The sequence below is a fragment of the Desulfovibrio sp. An276 genome, from assembly GCF_002159665.1.
Classification (GTDB): Bacteria; Desulfobacterota; Desulfovibrionia; order Desulfovibrionales; family Desulfovibrionaceae; genus Desulfovibrio; species Desulfovibrio faecigallinarum.
This window is the reverse complement of record NZ_NFJC01000004.1, coordinates 26,424-42,557: the sequence shown is the minus strand read 5'-3', so window position 1 is coordinate 42,557 and position 16,134 is coordinate 26,424. Positions and strand designations below refer to the sequence as shown.

General features: G+C 58.8%; 12 protein-coding genes. 4 read left to right on the top strand and 8 right to left on the bottom strand.

The window, feature by feature from the left end; all coding sequences use genetic code 11:
* Positions 1-13: 13 nt before the first annotated feature.
* The 8 genes from B5F76_RS03540 to pyk all read right to left on the bottom strand — a co-directional run bounded on the left by B5F76_RS03540 (position 14) and on the right by pyk (position 12,087).
* Complete coding sequence (locus B5F76_RS03540) at positions 14-2,458, bottom strand: endonuclease MutS2 (RefSeq protein WP_087351190.1); 2,445 nt, start codon at positions 2,456-2,458, stop codon at positions 14-16.
* A 15-nt stretch (positions 2,459-2,473) separates the two neighbouring features.
* Positions 2,474-2,938 (bottom strand): GatB/YqeY domain-containing protein, encoded by a 465-nt coding sequence (locus tag B5F76_RS03535; protein WP_087351187.1) that lies wholly within the window; start codon positions 2,936-2,938, stop codon positions 2,474-2,476.
* Between the two features lie 414 nt (positions 2,939-3,352).
* Positions 3,353-3,595, bottom strand: coding sequence for a glycine zipper domain-containing protein (locus tag B5F76_RS03530; RefSeq protein WP_087351184.1), 243 nt, complete (start codon positions 3,593-3,595; stop codon positions 3,353-3,355).
* Positions 3,596-3,722: 127 nt separating this feature from the next.
* Positions 3,723-4,169, bottom strand: coding sequence for a hypothetical protein (locus B5F76_RS03525; RefSeq protein WP_087351181.1), 447 nt, complete (start codon positions 4,167-4,169; stop codon positions 3,723-3,725).
* Positions 4,170-4,398: 229 nt separating this feature from the next.
* Complete coding sequence (carA, locus tag B5F76_RS03520; RefSeq protein ID WP_087351178.1) at positions 4,399-5,553, bottom strand: glutamine-hydrolyzing carbamoyl-phosphate synthase small subunit; 1,155 nt, start codon at positions 5,551-5,553, stop codon at positions 4,399-4,401.
* Between the two features lie 68 nt (positions 5,554-5,621).
* On the bottom strand, positions 5,622-8,888 hold the full coding sequence (gene carB / locus B5F76_RS03515) for a carbamoyl-phosphate synthase large subunit (RefSeq protein WP_087351175.1): 3,267 nt from the start codon (positions 8,886-8,888) through the stop codon (positions 5,622-5,624).
* Between the two features lie 503 nt (positions 8,889-9,391).
* Positions 9,392-10,609 carry an argininosuccinate synthase gene (locus B5F76_RS03510; RefSeq protein WP_087351172.1) on the bottom strand — a complete coding sequence of 406 codons (1,218 nt, stop codon included), beginning with the start codon at positions 10,607-10,609 and terminating at the stop codon, positions 9,392-9,394.
* A gap of 50 nt (positions 10,610-10,659) precedes the next feature.
* Positions 10,660-12,087 carry a pyruvate kinase gene (gene pyk / locus B5F76_RS03505; RefSeq protein ID WP_087351169.1) on the bottom strand — a complete coding sequence of 476 codons (1,428 nt, stop codon included), beginning with the start codon at positions 12,085-12,087 and terminating at the stop codon, positions 10,660-10,662.
* 350 nt (positions 12,088-12,437) lie between these two features.
* Between pyk and B5F76_RS03500 the strand changes: the two genes are divergently transcribed.
* From B5F76_RS03500 to B5F76_RS15295, 4 genes are all read left to right on the top strand, one after another.
* The gene (locus tag B5F76_RS03500) at positions 12,438-13,436 is read left to right on the top strand and encodes a D-2-hydroxyacid dehydrogenase (protein WP_087351166.1); all 999 of its coding nucleotides are present in this window, start codon (positions 12,438-12,440) and stop codon (positions 13,434-13,436) included.
* Between the two features lie 272 nt (positions 13,437-13,708).
* Complete coding sequence (locus B5F76_RS03495; RefSeq protein ID WP_087351402.1) at positions 13,709-14,170, top strand: division/cell wall cluster transcriptional repressor MraZ; 462 nt, start codon at positions 13,709-13,711, stop codon at positions 14,168-14,170.
* A gap of 49 nt (positions 14,171-14,219) precedes the next feature.
* Positions 14,220-15,257, top strand: a complete 1,038-nt coding sequence (rsmH, locus tag B5F76_RS03490; protein WP_239406953.1) for a 16S rRNA (cytosine(1402)-N(4))-methyltransferase RsmH — start codon at positions 14,220-14,222, stop codon at positions 15,255-15,257.
* Entirely contained in the window at positions 15,258-16,124 is an 867-nt protein-coding gene (locus B5F76_RS15295) for a hypothetical protein (protein WP_239406944.1), read from the top strand.
* Positions 16,125-16,134: the final 10 nt, after the last annotated feature.

Genomic DNA, 16,134 nt, shown 5'->3' with positions numbered 1-16,134 from the left:
AAACGGGTATCAATTAGCGTAGGGTGACTATGGTCATGCCGTCGCTGCCGCGATCCGCAGGGGCAAGCACGTAGGAAGAAACCTGGGAGCAGGTGGCAAGGTAGGCGTGCACAGCCTTGCGAAGGGCACCTGTGCCTCGGCCGTGAATGACCTCGAGCTCCTTTTGTTCTGCAAGGTAGGCCTTGTCCAGATTTGCCTGCAGCATCTGCAGGGCATCCTCCGAACGCAGTCCCCGCAAATCCACGCTGAAGGCTGCTTCCCTGGCGTGTTTTGCGCTCTGGGACGAGGCCTCGAATTTGGCGTTTTCGCGGATCTGCCCAAAGACCTTGCCCTGGGGTTGTGCAGGAGTTGCCTTGGCCTGGCCTGCGTTCTTGGGCGTCCAGGCAAGGACGCTCATCTCCGCCCAGAGAGTCACGCCGCCCATGTCTATGCGCACGCGCTTCTTCTTTTCGTCCACATCCCGCACAATGCCCTTCTTGCGAAAGACCGTGTGGGTGACGCTGTCTCCCACAGCGAGATCAAAGACCGGGGCCTCGACTTGAGCCTTTTCCTCGGTTTTATCCATGTCCTTTGCAAGGTCGGCCCTGATGGTCGCCATCTGCTTTAAGGCCTGCTTGTGGGTAACGCGTTCCTCCTTCCAGGCCTGCATGAGTTCCTGGGCCTTGGCGCGCACCTCGTCGTAGAGCTTTGCCCTGTCCTGTTCCAGACGCTCGCGATAGCGTTTGGCAGCGTTTTCCGCCTGGGTTTGCCTTGCTCTGAGACTTTTGAGCTCCTCCTCCCTTTCCAGTGCCAGGGCGTTGAGGCGTTCAAGAAGGTGTCCCGTGTCCTCGCCGTCCTGCAAAAGGTAGTGTCTGGCCCTTGCAAGGATGCATTCGGGCAGGCCGTGCTCTTTTGCAACGTCCAGGGCCTGGCTTGAGCCAACCTGATCGTAGGCCAGGATGTAGCGGGGCTTGTGGGTCTGGTTGTCGAAAAGCATGGAGGCTGCGCGCGTTCCCGGTGTTGCCAGGGCATAGCCCTTGAGCGCCGGAAAGTGCGTAGCAGTAAGAACAAAGGTATGCTTGACCAGCAATTCGTCAAGAAGTCCCTGGGCAAGGGCAGCGCCCTGGGCCGGATCCGTGCCAGAGCCGAATTCGTCGAGAAGAACGAGGCTTCGCCCATCCAAATGCTTCCAGGCTTTGGCAAGGTGATCGATCTGGGCCGTGAAGGTGGAGACATTGGCCTCAAGGCTCTGCTCGTCGCCTATGAAGGCGTCTACCCTCTGCAAAAAGGGCAGATGCGAGGCAGGCCCTGCAGGCACTGGCAGGCCTGTGAGGATCATGGCTGCGCAAAGACCCAGGGTCTTCAGGCAGACGGTCTTGCCGCCGGCGTTGCCGCCACTCACCACAAGAACCCTGTCCCCGGGACGGAAGGTAATGTCCAGGGGACGTATGCGGTTCATGCTTTCCGTGTGGATGCGCCCTTTGGGGATGCCCCTGGCAGCCAGGGCGTCCTGTTCTGCAAGAAGCAGGAGCGGATGGCGCGCCTGGGCGAGGCTTATGCCCTCGGAAACGTCTCCCAGCTGAACCATGCTGCCTTCCACTGCCTCTGCCAGGCGCTGCTTTGCCTGCAAGAGGTCGAGCTCTGTGAGCAGATTGATGGCAGCCTCGGCCCCGTCAATGCTTTGTTCGAGCATGTTGCCAAGGAAGAGCAAGACCTTGCGCTCCTCCTCGCGCTCCTCGCGCTTCAATTCCTGCACGCGGTTGTTGAGCTCAATGAGGAACATGGGCTCGAAATAGCAGGTTTCGCCTGTCTGGGACCAGTCGTGTATGATGCCCTGCAGCTTGTTCTTGTAGGTGGCCTTGAAGGGGAGCACGTAGCGGTCCGAGGAGAGCGTCATGAACTCGTCCTGCAGATAGCCCAGGATGTTGTACTTTTCGGCAAAGGAGCGCACCCTGCGCAAGACTGTCTGGTGTATGCTCCTGATTTCCGAACGAATCTGGAAGAGCTCCGGGGAGGCCTCGTCGCGGATGTTGCCGTCGTCCCCAAGACAGCGCACAAGCGCGTTGTGCAGGGCCTGGGGCAGGGGCGGATTGGTGGCAAGTGCCATGAGGCCGGGCCAGGATTTCTCGCCTTCGGGCACACAGATGGCGTCCCTAAGCTGCATGGCAAGGCCAAGCACTGTGCGCAGGGCCCAGAAGGCATCGCTGTCCAGATTGGCCCTGGCAGCACCCCTCTGGGACACGGCCTGCAGGAACCCGGACACATCCGGAAAATTCCCGAAGGAAAGGGAAACCTTGCCGTTTGCGGCAAGTGTCAGGGTCTCGTCGTAGAGGCGCTGGGCCTGAAGGACATCCGCCTCGCGGTTGAAGGGGAGCAGGTGCAGGGCCCGCTCCCTGCCTGTGTCGGACTGGCAGAAAGCGGAAAGACGCTGCAATATGCGGTCAAACTCCAGGGCGTGGAGGGTGCGTTTGTGAATCACTGTCTCTACCTTGAACTATCCCTGCAGGGCAGCGAGGCGCGCTTTCACTGCGGAAGAAAGCTTTCCGCCGTCAACGCGGCCCTTGTAGGCCTTCATGAGCGGTCCCATGACCTTGCCCATATCGGACGGCCCCTTGGCGCCCACCTTTGCAATGGCTTCCTCGATGACTGTGGCAAGCTCTTCGTCGGTAAGAGCCTTGGGAAGATAGGTTTCGAGCACTGCAAGCTCGTCTGCTTCCTTCGCTGCCAGATCTTCCCTTGCTGCCTTCTTGTATTCGGCAATGGAGTCGCGGCGCTGCTTGGCTTCCTTGATGATGACGTCCAGCACTTCCTCGTCGGTAAGCTCGCCGCCGGGACGGCACAGTTCCACAAGACGGTTCTTGATGGAGGTTTTCAGCATGCGCAGGACAGAGACCTTCAGGCTCTCCCTGGCCTTGTAGGCGCCAATGTAGTCCGCTTCGATCTGTTTTCCGAGAGTCATATACTGTTTCTCCTGATCTCTTGCCGTTTCCTTGCTGCCCCTTGAAGGGGGCAAGTGCCGGCAGGAAAAGTGCGTGTATCGTGTTTGCTGTTTTTTGTGGGACTTGGCCCGAAATCCGACAGCAGGGACAGACAAGGAAAAAATAGTCTTTCAGGGCTTGCTGTCCAGATTTTGAGCATCCCCATGGTATGCCCTGTGCATTTTTTGTGCATGGGGCGCGGGTCATCTGGACTTTCCCCCATCTATCCCCAAAAGACATATCGGCCATCCCTGCCAAAGCCTTCAGTAGGCATCAACCCCTGGCAAATTCGGGCTTTGGCAGAAAACGAAAAGACAGGGACTTTTGAGAACTGCCCTTTGGGCAGCCCGCAAAAAGTCCCTGTGGCAAGCTTTCGGAATATATCTTGGGACAAATCAGTATCTGTAGTAGTTGTCCTGCTGATGGCCGATGATGCCGCCTACAAGTGCGCCGGCTCCGGCTCCGGCAAGGGCACCCCAGCCCACGGAACCTCCGGAAACAGCGGCTATGCCAGCGCCGCCAAGGCCACCGATAACCGTACCACTGGCCACGCCCTGGGAGGTATTGCTCATGTTTGTGCATCCGGAACCCGTGGCAAGCATGATGGCAAGAACAAGAAAGATGCATGCTTTTTTCATAAACTGTCAGTCCATGCCGGCTTCAGGAAAATTTTAGAAAAATTTCCGAAACAACGGCAAAGGGCACTGCCTCCTTGAAAACGTCCTGATGGGAATGGGCTTTTATGTCCTGCTGATACGGGCAATCCTACTTTTGCGCAGGTACCGGCATCTTCATGATATCCTTCCAGAGAACTCCCAGAACAAGGCGATCCTTCTGGTCCGGGTGTGCCGCATACCAGGCGTCGATCTGGCTTGCTATCTCGGGCAGAGGCACATTGGCAAAGGCCTTGTACCAGGATTCCGTAAAGTAGGACATCTTGCGGTAGTCGGACTTCTTGGCCTTGGGATTCTTGGCAATTTTGGCATTTGCCATATCTGTGCCAATCTTGTCCACATTGAGGGCAAGCTCAATGCCAAAGAGCAGGGCCAGCTTGGCTTCCTGGCTTGAGGCCATCCACACGGAACCCGTGAGCTGCTCAATGCGGTTTTGCGGAAGCGGTTTGTCCTGCACGGCATTCCCGGCATTGGCCGCCATGGCAGGTGTGGCCAGGGCAAGCACAAGGACAACAAGAAGGGAAAGGAGTTTTTTCATGTCTTTTCCTCCGGATTTTTTCCGTCCCGGGCGGCTTTTGGGGCCGCAAATTCCCGCCAAGGGTACACGAGGCTTTGCCCGGACTCAACAGCAGGGAAGGATGACAAGGGGGACCGCAAGGTGTTCGGGGCAGGGACAGTCTTCCCTGCCCTGAACAAATACAAGCAAATTGTGTGCCACCAAATAGGCAACAAAGCAGGCAAAGGATGCAGGCCGATGATTCTGGACCCTAGGCCAGACCCAGCCTCTTTGCGATCATCTCGCGGAAGCGGGCAAAGAGGTAGTGGCTGTCGTGGGGGCCAGCCGCAGCCTCCGGATGGTACTGGACGCTCATGACTCCGCGGGAGGGGCTGCAAATGCCTTCGAGTGTCCCGTCGTTCAGATTGATGTGGGTTGTCTCCACACCCTCGAGATTGTCCGGAACCACGCAGAAGCCGTGGTTTTGGGAGCTGATCTCGATGTGCCCTGTGGCCAGATCCTTGACAGGATGGTTGCAGCCGTGGTGCCCGAACTTGAGCTTTGTGGTTGTTGCTCCCATGGCAAGGCCCAGGAGCTGATGCCCAAGGCAGATGCCGGTGATGGGGAAGGTCTTCATGAGTTCGCGCACGTTTGCCACGATGTCCGTAAGCGTGGCAGGGTCTCCGGGGCCATTGGAGAGGAAGACTGCCTCGGCACCGCTCTTCCTGGCCTCTTCGGCAGTAAAGCTCGGCGGCACCATGACAGGGGAGAATCCCGCTGCAATGAGTTCGCGGATAATGTTCCACTTGATGCCGAAATCATAGACCAGAAGGCGTATGGGGCGATTGCCGTTATTGTTCTCGCCTCCCACAAAGGGCAGGCGGCCGTTTGCCTGGGCTGTCACGGGCTTTGGCGCGTTCTTGTGCCAGATGTAGGGTGTCTTTGGGCATACGTACTGCACAAGGCTCTGGCCTTCCATGGTGGGCAGGGCCCTGGCCTTGGCGACAAGGCTGTCCCTGTCAAGATCCTCGGTGGAGATCATGCAGCGCATGGCGCCGTTTTCGCGCAGGGCAATGGTCAGGGCACGGGTGTCGATGCCTTCCATGCCGGGCACGTTGTGCTTTTTCATGAATTCCGGAAGGCTCATGATGGAGCGCCAGTTGGAGGGCTCCTTGCAGCATTCCTTCACGAGCAGGGCGCGCATGTGGATGCCGGCGGATTCCATGTCCTCGGCAGTGATGCCGTAGTTGCCTATGAGGGGATAGGTGAGGCACACAAGCTGGCCGTAGTAGGAAGGATCCGTAAGGACTTCCTGGTAGCCTGTCATGCCTGTGTTGAAAATGACTTCTCCACCTGTCTCGAAGGAGCCGGTGAAGGATCTGCCTTCCAGGGTAAAGCCGTTTTCCAGGGCAAGAAGTGCTTTCATATATAGTGTCTCCTAAGCCGTCAGGCTCAAGACTTGTCGGTTAATCCCATCTGCCTGCAGCCCGGATTCTAGACTGCGTCTTCCGGAGAGCGGCCGTCTGCGCCGTTTGTGTAGTATTCCTGCAGGCTCTTGACCTGGACCTTGCGGCCGCGGGCTGCTCCGATGGCCCTGGCCGTGGCCCGTGCTCCCTGAATGGTCGTGCAGCAGGGGATGCCGTACTGCAGGGTCGCCCTGCGGATGGCCTTGCCGGCGTGGGCAGTGCCCTTGCCGGAAGCAGTGTTCACCACCAGGGCAATCTCGTGGTTGATGAGCTTGTCCACGATGTTGGGCCTGCCTTCCTGCACCTTGTTGACCACTTCCACGTTGAGGCCCTGCTTGTTGAGCATGGCCGCAGTGCCGCGGGTTGCGCAGAGGTTGAAGCCGAGATCCGCGTACAGGTGGGCAATTTCCGTGATCAGGGGCTTGTCCCTGTCGTTCACGGAGAGGAAGACCATGCCCTTGTCGGGCAAAATGTCGCCTGCACCCATCTGGCTCTTCAAAAAGGCGTCGGCAAAGTTTGCGCCCATGCCCATGACTTCGCCTGTGGAATGCATTTCGGGTCCGAGAATGATGTCCACATTGGGGAAGCGCTGGAAGGGCAGGACAGCTTCCTTCACGCAGGTAAAGCCGCCGCGCTTCATGGACCAGGGGTCAAGCTCGTCCAGGGTCTTGCCGAGCATGACCTGGGTTGCCAAAAAGGCCAGCGGGACACCCGTTGCCTTGGAGACAAAGGGCACAGTGCGCGAGGCCCTGGGGTTCACCTCGATGATGTAGAGCTCGTCGCCCTTTAAGGCGAACTGTATGTTCATAAGGCCTATGACCTTGAGCTCGCGGGCAAGGGCCTCAGCCTGCAGGGCTATCTGGGCCACGTGATCGTAGGAGAGGGAATAGGGCGGAAGCACGCAGGCAGAGTCGCCGGAGTGAATGCCCGCTTCCTCGATGTGCTCCATGATGCCGGCCACGTAGACCTCGGTGCCGTCCGAGAGGACGTCCACGTCGATTTCGGTTGCGTGCTGCAGGAACTGGTCGATGAGAATGGGGTGTTCGGGGCGTTCCGGAACCTGTTCGTGGAAGTATTCCACAAGCTCGTTCTTGTCGTAGACAACGGCCATGGCCCTGCCGCCGAGAACGTAGCTCGGGCGCACCATGACAGGATAGCCCACCTTTTCGGCAACCACTATGGCCTCGTCGAGACTCATGGCAGTGCCGTTGGCTGCCTGCTTCAAGCCAAGCTTGTCTATGAGTGCCTGGAAGCGCTCGCGGTCTTCCGCGCGGTCAATGGCGTCCGGGGAGGTGCCAAGGATGTGCACGCCTGCGCGCATGAGGGGCACTGCGAGGTTCAGGGGTGTCTGGCCGCCGAACTGGACAATAATGCCCTCGGGCTTTTCCTTTTCGATGATGTTCATCACATCCTCGAAGGTCAGGGGCTCAAAGAAGAGCCTGTCCGAGGTGTCGTAGTCCGTGGATACTGTCTCGGGGTTGGAGTTGACCATGATGGCCGTGATGCCCTCAGCCCTCAGGGCAAAGGACGCGTGGCAGCAGCAGTAGTCGAACTCTATGCCCTGGCCTATGCGGTTGGGGCCGCCGCCAAGGATGACCACCTTGCGCTCGTTGCCGACCTTGATTTCCTGGCCGGTCTCGTAGGTGGAGTAGTAGTAGGGCGTGTAGGCCTCGAATTCGCCTGCGCACGTATCCACAAGGTAGTAGGTGGGCACAATGCCCAGGGTTTCGCGCAGCCTGCGCACATCCGTTTCCGGACGTTTCCACATTTCCGCCAGCTGCCTGTCGGAAAAGCCGTATTCCTTGGCCCTGCGCATGAGCCCCGGCAGTTCGTCGTTCAGGGGGGTCATGTCGTTGCCAAGGCCGAAGTCGCGGATCTGGTTTTCCATATCCACGATGTCGCGGATCTGGCGCAAGAACCAGGGATCGATGCCTGTGTTTTCGTGTATTTCCTCAACGCTCATGCCCAAGAGCAGGGCGTGACGGATGCTGAAGATGCGCCTGGAGTTCGGGGTACGAAGGCTCTTTACGACATCTTCTTTTGCCGGAAGTTCGGATCTGAAGTTGAAGCCAAGGCCGGAGGCTCCGATTTCCATGGAGCGCAGGCCCTTTTGCAGGGCTTCCTTGAAGGTGCGGCCAATGCTCATGGCCTCGCCCACGCTCTTCATGGAGGTGGTGAGCTCGTCCTTTGCGCCAGGGAATTTTTCGAAGGTAAAGCGGGGAATCTTGACTACACAGTAGTCGATGGCAGGCTCGAAGCTCGCTGCCGTTTCCCTCGTGATATCGTTGCGCAGCTCGTCCAGGGTGTAGCCTATGGCGAGTTTCGCGGCAATCTTGGCAATGGGGAAACCGGTCGCCTTGGAGGCCAGGGCAGAGGAGCGCGACACCCTGGGGTTCATTTCGATGACGACCATGTCGCCGTTTGCGGGGTTGATGCCGAACTGAACGTTGGAGCCACCGGTCTCGACACCGATTTCGCGCATGATGGCAATGCTTGCGTCGCGCATGCGCTGGTATTCGACGTCCGTGAGGGTCTGCACAGGGGCCACGGTGATGGAATCGCCAGTGTGCACGCCCATGGGATCGAGGTTTTCGATGGAGCAGACAATGACGACGTTGTCGTTCTTGTCGCGCATGACCTCCATCTCCATTTCCTTCCAGCCTATGACGCTCTGTTCGATCATGACTTCGGAAACCGGGCTTGCGGTCAGGCCTTTCTGGGCCACGACCTCGAGGTCCTCGAAGTTGTAGGCTATGCCGCCGCCTGTGCCGCCAAGCGTGAAGGCAGGGCGCACAATGAGCGGGAAGGGCAGGGTTTTCCCGAGCCTGCGCACATCGTCCATGTTGTGGGCAATGCCGCTTTGGGGAACCTTGAGACCTATGCGCTCCATGGCTTCGCGGAAGAGCTCGCGGCTCTCGGCCTTCTCGATGACGTCGGCCTTGGCGCCAATGAGCTCGACACCGTACTTTTCGAGCACGCCGCGCTTGTAGAGGCGCAGGGCAGCGTTCAGGGCTGTCTGGCCGCCAAGGGTGGGCAGGATGGCGTCAGGGCGCTCCTTTTCCACAATGGCCGCGAGCGTGTCCGCCTCGATGGGCTCGATGTACGTGGCGTCTGCCATGTGCGGATCGGTCATGATGGTTGCGGGATTGGAGTTCACAAGAACGACAGTGTACCCCTCTTCCTTGAGGGCCTTGACTGCCTGTGAACCCGAATAGTCAAATTCGCAGCCCTGGCCTATGACTATGGGGCCTGCGCCGATGACAAGGATTTTGTGGAGATCAGTGCGTTTTGGCATGACGTATCCTGTTCCGGTTAAGATGCTTTGCTGTTCTGCCCAGCGTAAGGGCAAAGGTCAAAAAGCGCTTGGGTGCGAGTGCAAAAGACCCTGGACGTAGCCTCAAGACCTGTCCGGCTCCTGCTATCCCTAAAACAGCTAATCATAGGAATATTGTATGAAAAAAGTCAAGAAGTTGAAATGACTTGTGCAAGCCCTGCCCCTGTGCCCCAAAGCCCCTTGATGTGTCTTTGAAAGGGGATCTTCTCCCAAAATCCTTCCTTTTGTTCTTCGTCTCGGTCGCAAAAGATGCAGGAGCAAGACCTTGGTATATGCAGGATTCCCCGAAGCAAATACATGGGGAAGAGGGAAGGAGTCACTGGTATCTGGGAAAACAACATGGAAGAGGCATATGATTGGGCCCAAAAAGAGCCCCGATCCGTGGGGCGCATGCCCTCAAAGCGGATCGAGGCTTGGAATCTCAGGCAAGGGGGCAGGGGGCCTTCCTTGCGAAAGCATTGGCACTACTTTGCCTCGTCTTCCTCCAGCTGCTTCTTGACCCTTGCGTACTGGCCAAGGCGCAGGGAGTTCAGGCGGATGAAGCCCGTGGCGTCGTGGTGGTCGTAGTTGGAGGCCTCGAAGGTGGCGAGCTCTGCGTTGAAGAGGCTGTAGGGGGACTTGCGGCTCAAGGGCCACACGCCGCCCTTGTAGAGCTTGGCTGTCACGGAGCCGGTCACGTTTTCCTGTGCCTTGTCCATGAAGGCCTGCATGGCCTCGCGCTCCGGGCTGTACCAGTAGCCGTCGTACACGGCCTCGGAGTAGCGGACAGCCAGCTGATCCCTGATGGAGAGGAGGTTCCTGTCCATGCAAAGACCCTCGAGGTCCTGGTGCAGGGCGTAGAGGATTGTGCCTGCGGGGTTTTCGTACACGCCGCGGCACTTCATGCCCACATAGCGGTTTTCGACTATGTCGCTCCTTCCCACACCGTGGCGGCCGCCTATTTCTGCGAGCTCGCGGATGAGTTCGTAGGGGGAGAGGCGCTTGCCGTTCAGGGCCACGGGGTTACCCTTCTCGAAATCGACCGTGATGATTTCGGGCTCATTGGGAGCTTCTTCTACTGGCACGCAGCGCTCGTGGCAGACAGGATCGGGAGCAAGGCCCGGATCTTCGAGCTCGGAGCCCTCGAAGCTTGTGTGCAGCATGTTTGCGTCCATGCTGTAGCGCTTGGCACCCTTGGAGATCGGGATGCCATTGGCTTCCGCAAAGGCGTTTAGGGCAGTACGGCTCATGAGATCCCATTCCCTCCAGGGAGCTATGACCCTGATTGCGGGATCAAGAGCCTTGGCAGAAAATTCGAAGCGCACCTGATCGTTGCCCTTGCCTGTGGCACCGTGGGCTATGGCATCAGCACCTTCCTTGTGGGCGATGTCAATGAGGGCCTTGGTGATAAGGGGACGGGCAATGGAGGTGCCGAGCAGATACTTGTTCTCGTAGATGCCGGCAGCGCGCACCATGGGGAAGACAAAGTCCCTGGCCATTTCCTCGCGCAGGTCAAGCACGTAGGCCTTGACTGCACCGGTTTTCAGGGCCTTTTCCTCGACGCCCGTAAGATCCTCGGGCTGGCCAAGGTCGGCTGTCACTGTGACAACCTCGCACTTGTAGGTATTGATGAGCCATTTGAGAATGACAGAGGTGTCGAGACCGCCGCTGTAGGCAAGAACAACTTTTTTGACGTTTGCCATTGGACTCTCCTTGCGAGACTATTGGCAGCCAGGCCCTTTGGGGCCTGGCCCTACTTGTAGAAAATCTTGATGAGATTGGTGCCGCGTGCCGAACTGGCCTGGTATTGCCGGAACTGCCCTGCAGTGATGACCACACAGTCGCCCTTTTTGAATGCGTCGTTTTGCAGGATGAAGTTTTCCGTCCTGTAGAGGTGGCTGGGCTCTGTTTCGGGCTCTTCCACAAGGACGGGTGTCACGCCCCAGGAGTAGTTCAGATACTTGACCGAGGAATTTTCCGTGGTCAGGGCGTAGATGGGCTGCGGGGGCCTGCAGGAAGACACCTTGCGGGCAGAGGCGCCGCTAAGCGAATGGATGACTATGGCCTGGGCCCTGGCCTTCTGGGCCAGAAGGCAGGCAGAGTAGGCAAGGTAGGAGGGGATGCCGCGCTGTTCGCTGGGCTCTTCCAGGGCATGCCTGCTCTCCATGATGGCCTCGGCCTCGTTGGTGATGCGGCGCATGTAGGCCACTGTCTCCACAGGGAAATGCCCCATGGCAGTTTCCTCCGAGAGCATGACGCAGTCTGCGCCGTCCAACACAGCGTTGGCAACGTCCGTGGTCTCCGCGCGCGTGGGCGAGGGGGAGTTGACCATGGAGAGGAGCATCTGGGTTGCCACGATGACTGGCTTCGATGCGTTGTTGCAGGCCTTGATGATGTGCTTTTGTATGCTGGGCAGCTTTGGCAGGGGGCATTCCACGCCAAGATCGCCGCGGGCGACCATGACAATGTCAGCCTCTGCCAGGATGGCAGGCAGGTTGTGGACCGCGTTTTCCCGCTCGAGTTTCACGCACACAGGCACAAAGCGCAGGCTGTGCTGGTTGATGAGCTCCTTGGCTTCGCGCACATCGTCTGCTGTCTGCACGTAGGACATGGCTACTGCATCCACGCCAAGGCGGATGCCGTCCATGAGATCGCGCTTGTCCTTTTCTGTCAGGGCGCGCACGCGGGTGGCCTTGCCCGGCAGGGCAAGGCCCTTGCGCGAGGTCACAAGGCCGGAATTCTTCGCTTCGAGGAGGATCAGATGATCCTCGCGGCGCTCAACCACAGTAAACTCAAGGCCGCCGTCTGCAAGGACGAGCCTGTCGCCAGCGACAAGGGAGTCGAGCACTTCCTCGTGATCAAAGGGCAGATAGGGCAGCTCGTTTGTATAGTGTCCGGTTGTGCCAAGCAGGAGCTTCATGCCCTGCTGCACGTGTATGCTGTCCTCGCGGATCTCTCCAAGACGAATCTTGGGGCCAGAAAGATCCTGCATGATGGTCAGGGGAATGCGCAGCTCGCGCTCTATGTCGCGGATGCTCTTGATGATTTCCACAAAGTCCTTTGCGGAACCGTGGGAAAAGTTCAGGCGAAAGATGGAGGCGCCTGCCTTGGCGAGGGCCCTGATTTTGTCAGGGCTGTTGGAGGAGGGGCCAAGGGTGGCAACGATTTTTGTCTTGTTCATGATGGGCCTGAAATAATGTTTTGCTCCGGACCTTTCCGGGCAAGTGAATTTCTTGTGGGGGATTTTGAGCGCTTGTCTTTACCCTGCTTTTTTTGCGCTGTCCAGCAGGCAAAAACGTGGGATCACAAAAGGGTGCTACTATTAATGATGTGAGAATCTGGGTGGAAGACCATGCCCTGTTTGGGTGACAGAATAGCCGCCCCTTCTTGTCTGGACTGTGACAGGGAGGGGGCTTGCTCAAAAAGCAGGCAAGAGGGATTTCTTTGCAAGCGCAAGGCCATGTGGTCTATAGAAAAGCGGAACGCTTTTGCGCACCCTACATGCAGATGCCTGCAAGGAGAGAAACATAAATGAGAATAGTCATTCTGGACGGCTATACCGTCAATCCCGGAGACAATCCCTGGACAGCCCTGGAGGAGATTGGGGATCTGACAGTGTACGAGAGGACGGACGCCTGCGACATAGTTGCGAGGAGCCTTGGCGCTGACATAGTCATCACCAACAAGACCCCCCTGAGGGCCGAGACGCTGGACGCTCTTCCCGATCTTCGCATGGTGGGCATACTGGCTACGGGGTACGATGTGGTGGACGTGGAACACGCAGGCATCCTCGGCATCCCTGTGGTCAACGTCGTCAACTACGGGGCGGACGCAGTGGCCCAGCACTGCATGGCGCTCTTGCTCGAACTGTGCCGCCGTGTTGCCCTGCACGACAGGCTTGTGCGCGAGGGCAGGTGGGAACAGTGCCCGGACTTCTGCTTCTGGGAAGGCACGCAGATGGAGCTTTGCGGCAAGACCATGGGCATTCTTGGCTTCGGGACCATTGGCCGCAAGGTAGGCGCCCTTGCCCACGCCTTTGGCATGAACATCCTTGCAGCCTCAGCGAGAAAGAGTGGTGCGGAACTTGCCAAATCCGCTATAGATCCAGGCTACCCCGTGACCTATGTTGATTGCGAAAGACTTTTTGCCTCCTCGGATGTCATCTCCCTGCACACGCCGCTTTCGGACGCAACAAGGGGCATAGTGAACGAGAAAAGCCTTGCCCTCATGAAGGACGGAGCGATTTTGCTCAACGTGGCGCGCGGTCCTCTGCTGGACGAGGAGGCAGTGGCAAGGGCTCTTGCATGCGGCAAGCTTGCCGGCCTTGGCTGCGATGTGGTCTCTAAGGAACCCATAACGAGCGACAATCCCCTTCTTCATGCGCCCAACACCTTTATTACACCGCACATTGCCTGGGCGAGCCTGCCGGCAAGACAGAACATCCTCCGCATCCTTGCGGACAACATCAAATCCTGCCTTTCCGGAAAGCCGAAAAGTGTCGTGAATGCAGCCTTTCTGAAAACCAGATAGGCTTTTCTGCCCAAGTGCCTATGTCCGGATATCCGGACAAACAGCAACAGGCCCTGTGCGTTGAAAAAACGGCCTTCTGCACAGGGCCTTTTTTTCGCGCCCTCCAGCTTGCGCCCATATCCATCAGGGTCCAGTAGGCCTTGCGCACTTGCGGATTTTTCCTTGTCTTTTTCGGGCATCTGTGGGAAAAGGTGGCAATCCGTGTCAAAGCAGGGCATTTTGTTGCAGGGAAGGCCCATGCCCTCCCTGAGAGTTCCCGGGGGAATTTTTCCGTGCAAAGGCTTTTTTGTAAAAGCTCACAGCGCAGTCTGGACGACAAGGGCAGGCTCATGCTGCCCTGCGCCTACAGGCAGGCCCTCGAGGAACAGGGGATAACAAGCTTCTGGCTGACCTGCCTCTACGGCAGGCTTGTGGCCTGTCTGCCAGCGGACTGGGAGGCCTTCATGGAAAGGCTCAACGGCATTTCCACCCCCTCTCCGGCCCTTGTGCGCTTCATGGCCAAGACCGTGGGCCTTGCCGAGGAGCTCACCTGGACGGCTCAGGGCAGGGTGCGCATCCCCCAGACCCTGCTGAAGGAGGCAGGCATTGTCCTGCATTCCGGACAAAGGGCCGAGGTCATGGTTGTGGGCATGTTTTCCCGCTTCGAAATCTGGGACCTCGAACGTTTCAACGCCATAGACGTGGAGGACGTTTCCCAGGAACTGACAGCCAGGGGCATAGACCTTGTGCTCTGATATGGTAACAACGGACAGGAAGGGGGACCTTTTGTCTGGAACAGCAAATGTGCCTTCGGCAGCCGAAAAGGCCAGGGCAAAGCACATTCCCGTACTCTGCGCGCAAGTCGTGGACTTCGCACGCCCCCTTGGCGCAAGAAAAGGGGAAATGCGTATCCTTGACGCAACCCTGGGTCTTGGCGGCCACAGCCAGGCCCTGCTTGAGGCCTGCCCCAATGCCGAGCTCCTTGGTCTTGACCGGGACAGGGAAGCTCTGGCCCTGGCAGGCGCAAGGCTTGCGCCTTTTGGCTTGCGCGTGCACACCATGCACAGCCGCTTTTCCGGCTGTTGCGCTGCGCTGGACAGCCTCGGCTGGCAGGGCGTGGACTTTGCCCTCATCGACATAGGGGTTTCCTCCATGCAGCTGGACGAGGGCGTAAGGGGCTTCAGCCTGCACGCAAACGGGCCTTTGGACATGCGCATGGATCAGAACGATGGGCCCACGGCAGCGGATCTTGTGAATACGCTGCCCTTCGAAAAGCTGCGCGAGATCATAGCCACCCTTGGCGAGGACCCCATGGCGCAGCGCATAGCAAAGGCCATCTGCGAGGCCCGCGTTCGCACGCCCATACGGGAAACCCTTGTGCTGGCCGACATTGTGAGCATGGCCTATCCCAAGGCCTGGCGCGCCAAATCGCGCCACCATCCTGCGACCAGGACCTTCCAGGCCCTGCGCATGGTGGTGAACAACGAGCTGGGCGAGCTGGAAACCTTCATGAACAGCATACTTGCCCGCCTGAATACAGGCGGAAGGCTGGCTGTCATCACCTTTCACAGTCTGGAGGATCGTCTGGTCAAGAGGACCATGCGGCGCTGGGCAAGCGGGTGCCTTTGCCCGCCACATGCGCCCGTGTGCCGCTGCCACCATCTGCCCGAAGTGGAGCTTCTGACCAAAAAACCGCTTGTGGCAGACAGGGAGGAGCTGGCCCGCAATCCCAGGGCCAGTTCGGCAAAGCTCAGGGCCTGCGAAAAGCTCGCTGCCCCGCAAAATCCGCCGACCACGGATGAGCGGGTACGTGAACAGGAGGCCCAGGACCAGGAGCTGTAAATGGACCAGGAAAAGTCCGCATCCTCTTTTTCCCCTTCCGGGCACGGGGAGGAAAAAGAGTCCAGAAAACCGGCCAAACAGGATGGAGCTCCCCTGGAACGAGGCGGGGAGACAACCAGGAACGATCCAGCATTGGTGAGCGCCAGGGAGAACGGGCACTCTGCGCCCGAGACTCTCCTGCGCACCTCTACCTGCCCCCAGTGGCGCATTGAGGACGCTGAGTCCGCTTCCACCAGCCCAGAGGAGCCTTCGCACGCGCAGCGCTCCAAGCGTCCGGCAAAAGCCGCGCGCAAGGGCCACATGCGCTTTTCCTTCCTGCGCAGGGAAAGGAAGACGCAGCCGCACGAAAGCGCGGCCCCGGGGAGCGAAAGCACCCCGGATGGCGCGCAACATCCCGGGCAGCCTTCTGCCGCGCACGACGTCGGACAGACTGCCGGACAGACAGCAGCCCACACGGTAGCCCAGACTGCAGCCCAGAAGGCCTCGCAGGCAGCCCACGAGGCAGCCCACCTCGGGGCCAACATCGCAAAGGGGGTAGGCAGGCTCTCCCAAAGCACCTTTTTGCAGGGCAAGAGCTGGTACTTTCTCCTTTCCGTGAACATCCTTCTGGCCGTTGTCCTTGCCCTCACCCTTGTCTGGGTGAGCATCGAGCGCATGGACATCAACTATTTCATCAATATCGAGCGGGTGAAGCTGCGCGAAAAACAGTCCCTGCACGGCAAGCTCATGGTGGAAAAGGAGCGTCTGCTCTCCCCCTACGAGCTGCGCATCAAGGCGGAAAAGCTGGGCATGAAGGCGCCAAGGCCTGGCCAGATACGCCGTATCGACATGGGACGTGCAAGGCCGGCCCAAAAGGCTTCCCGATAGACTTTGACCC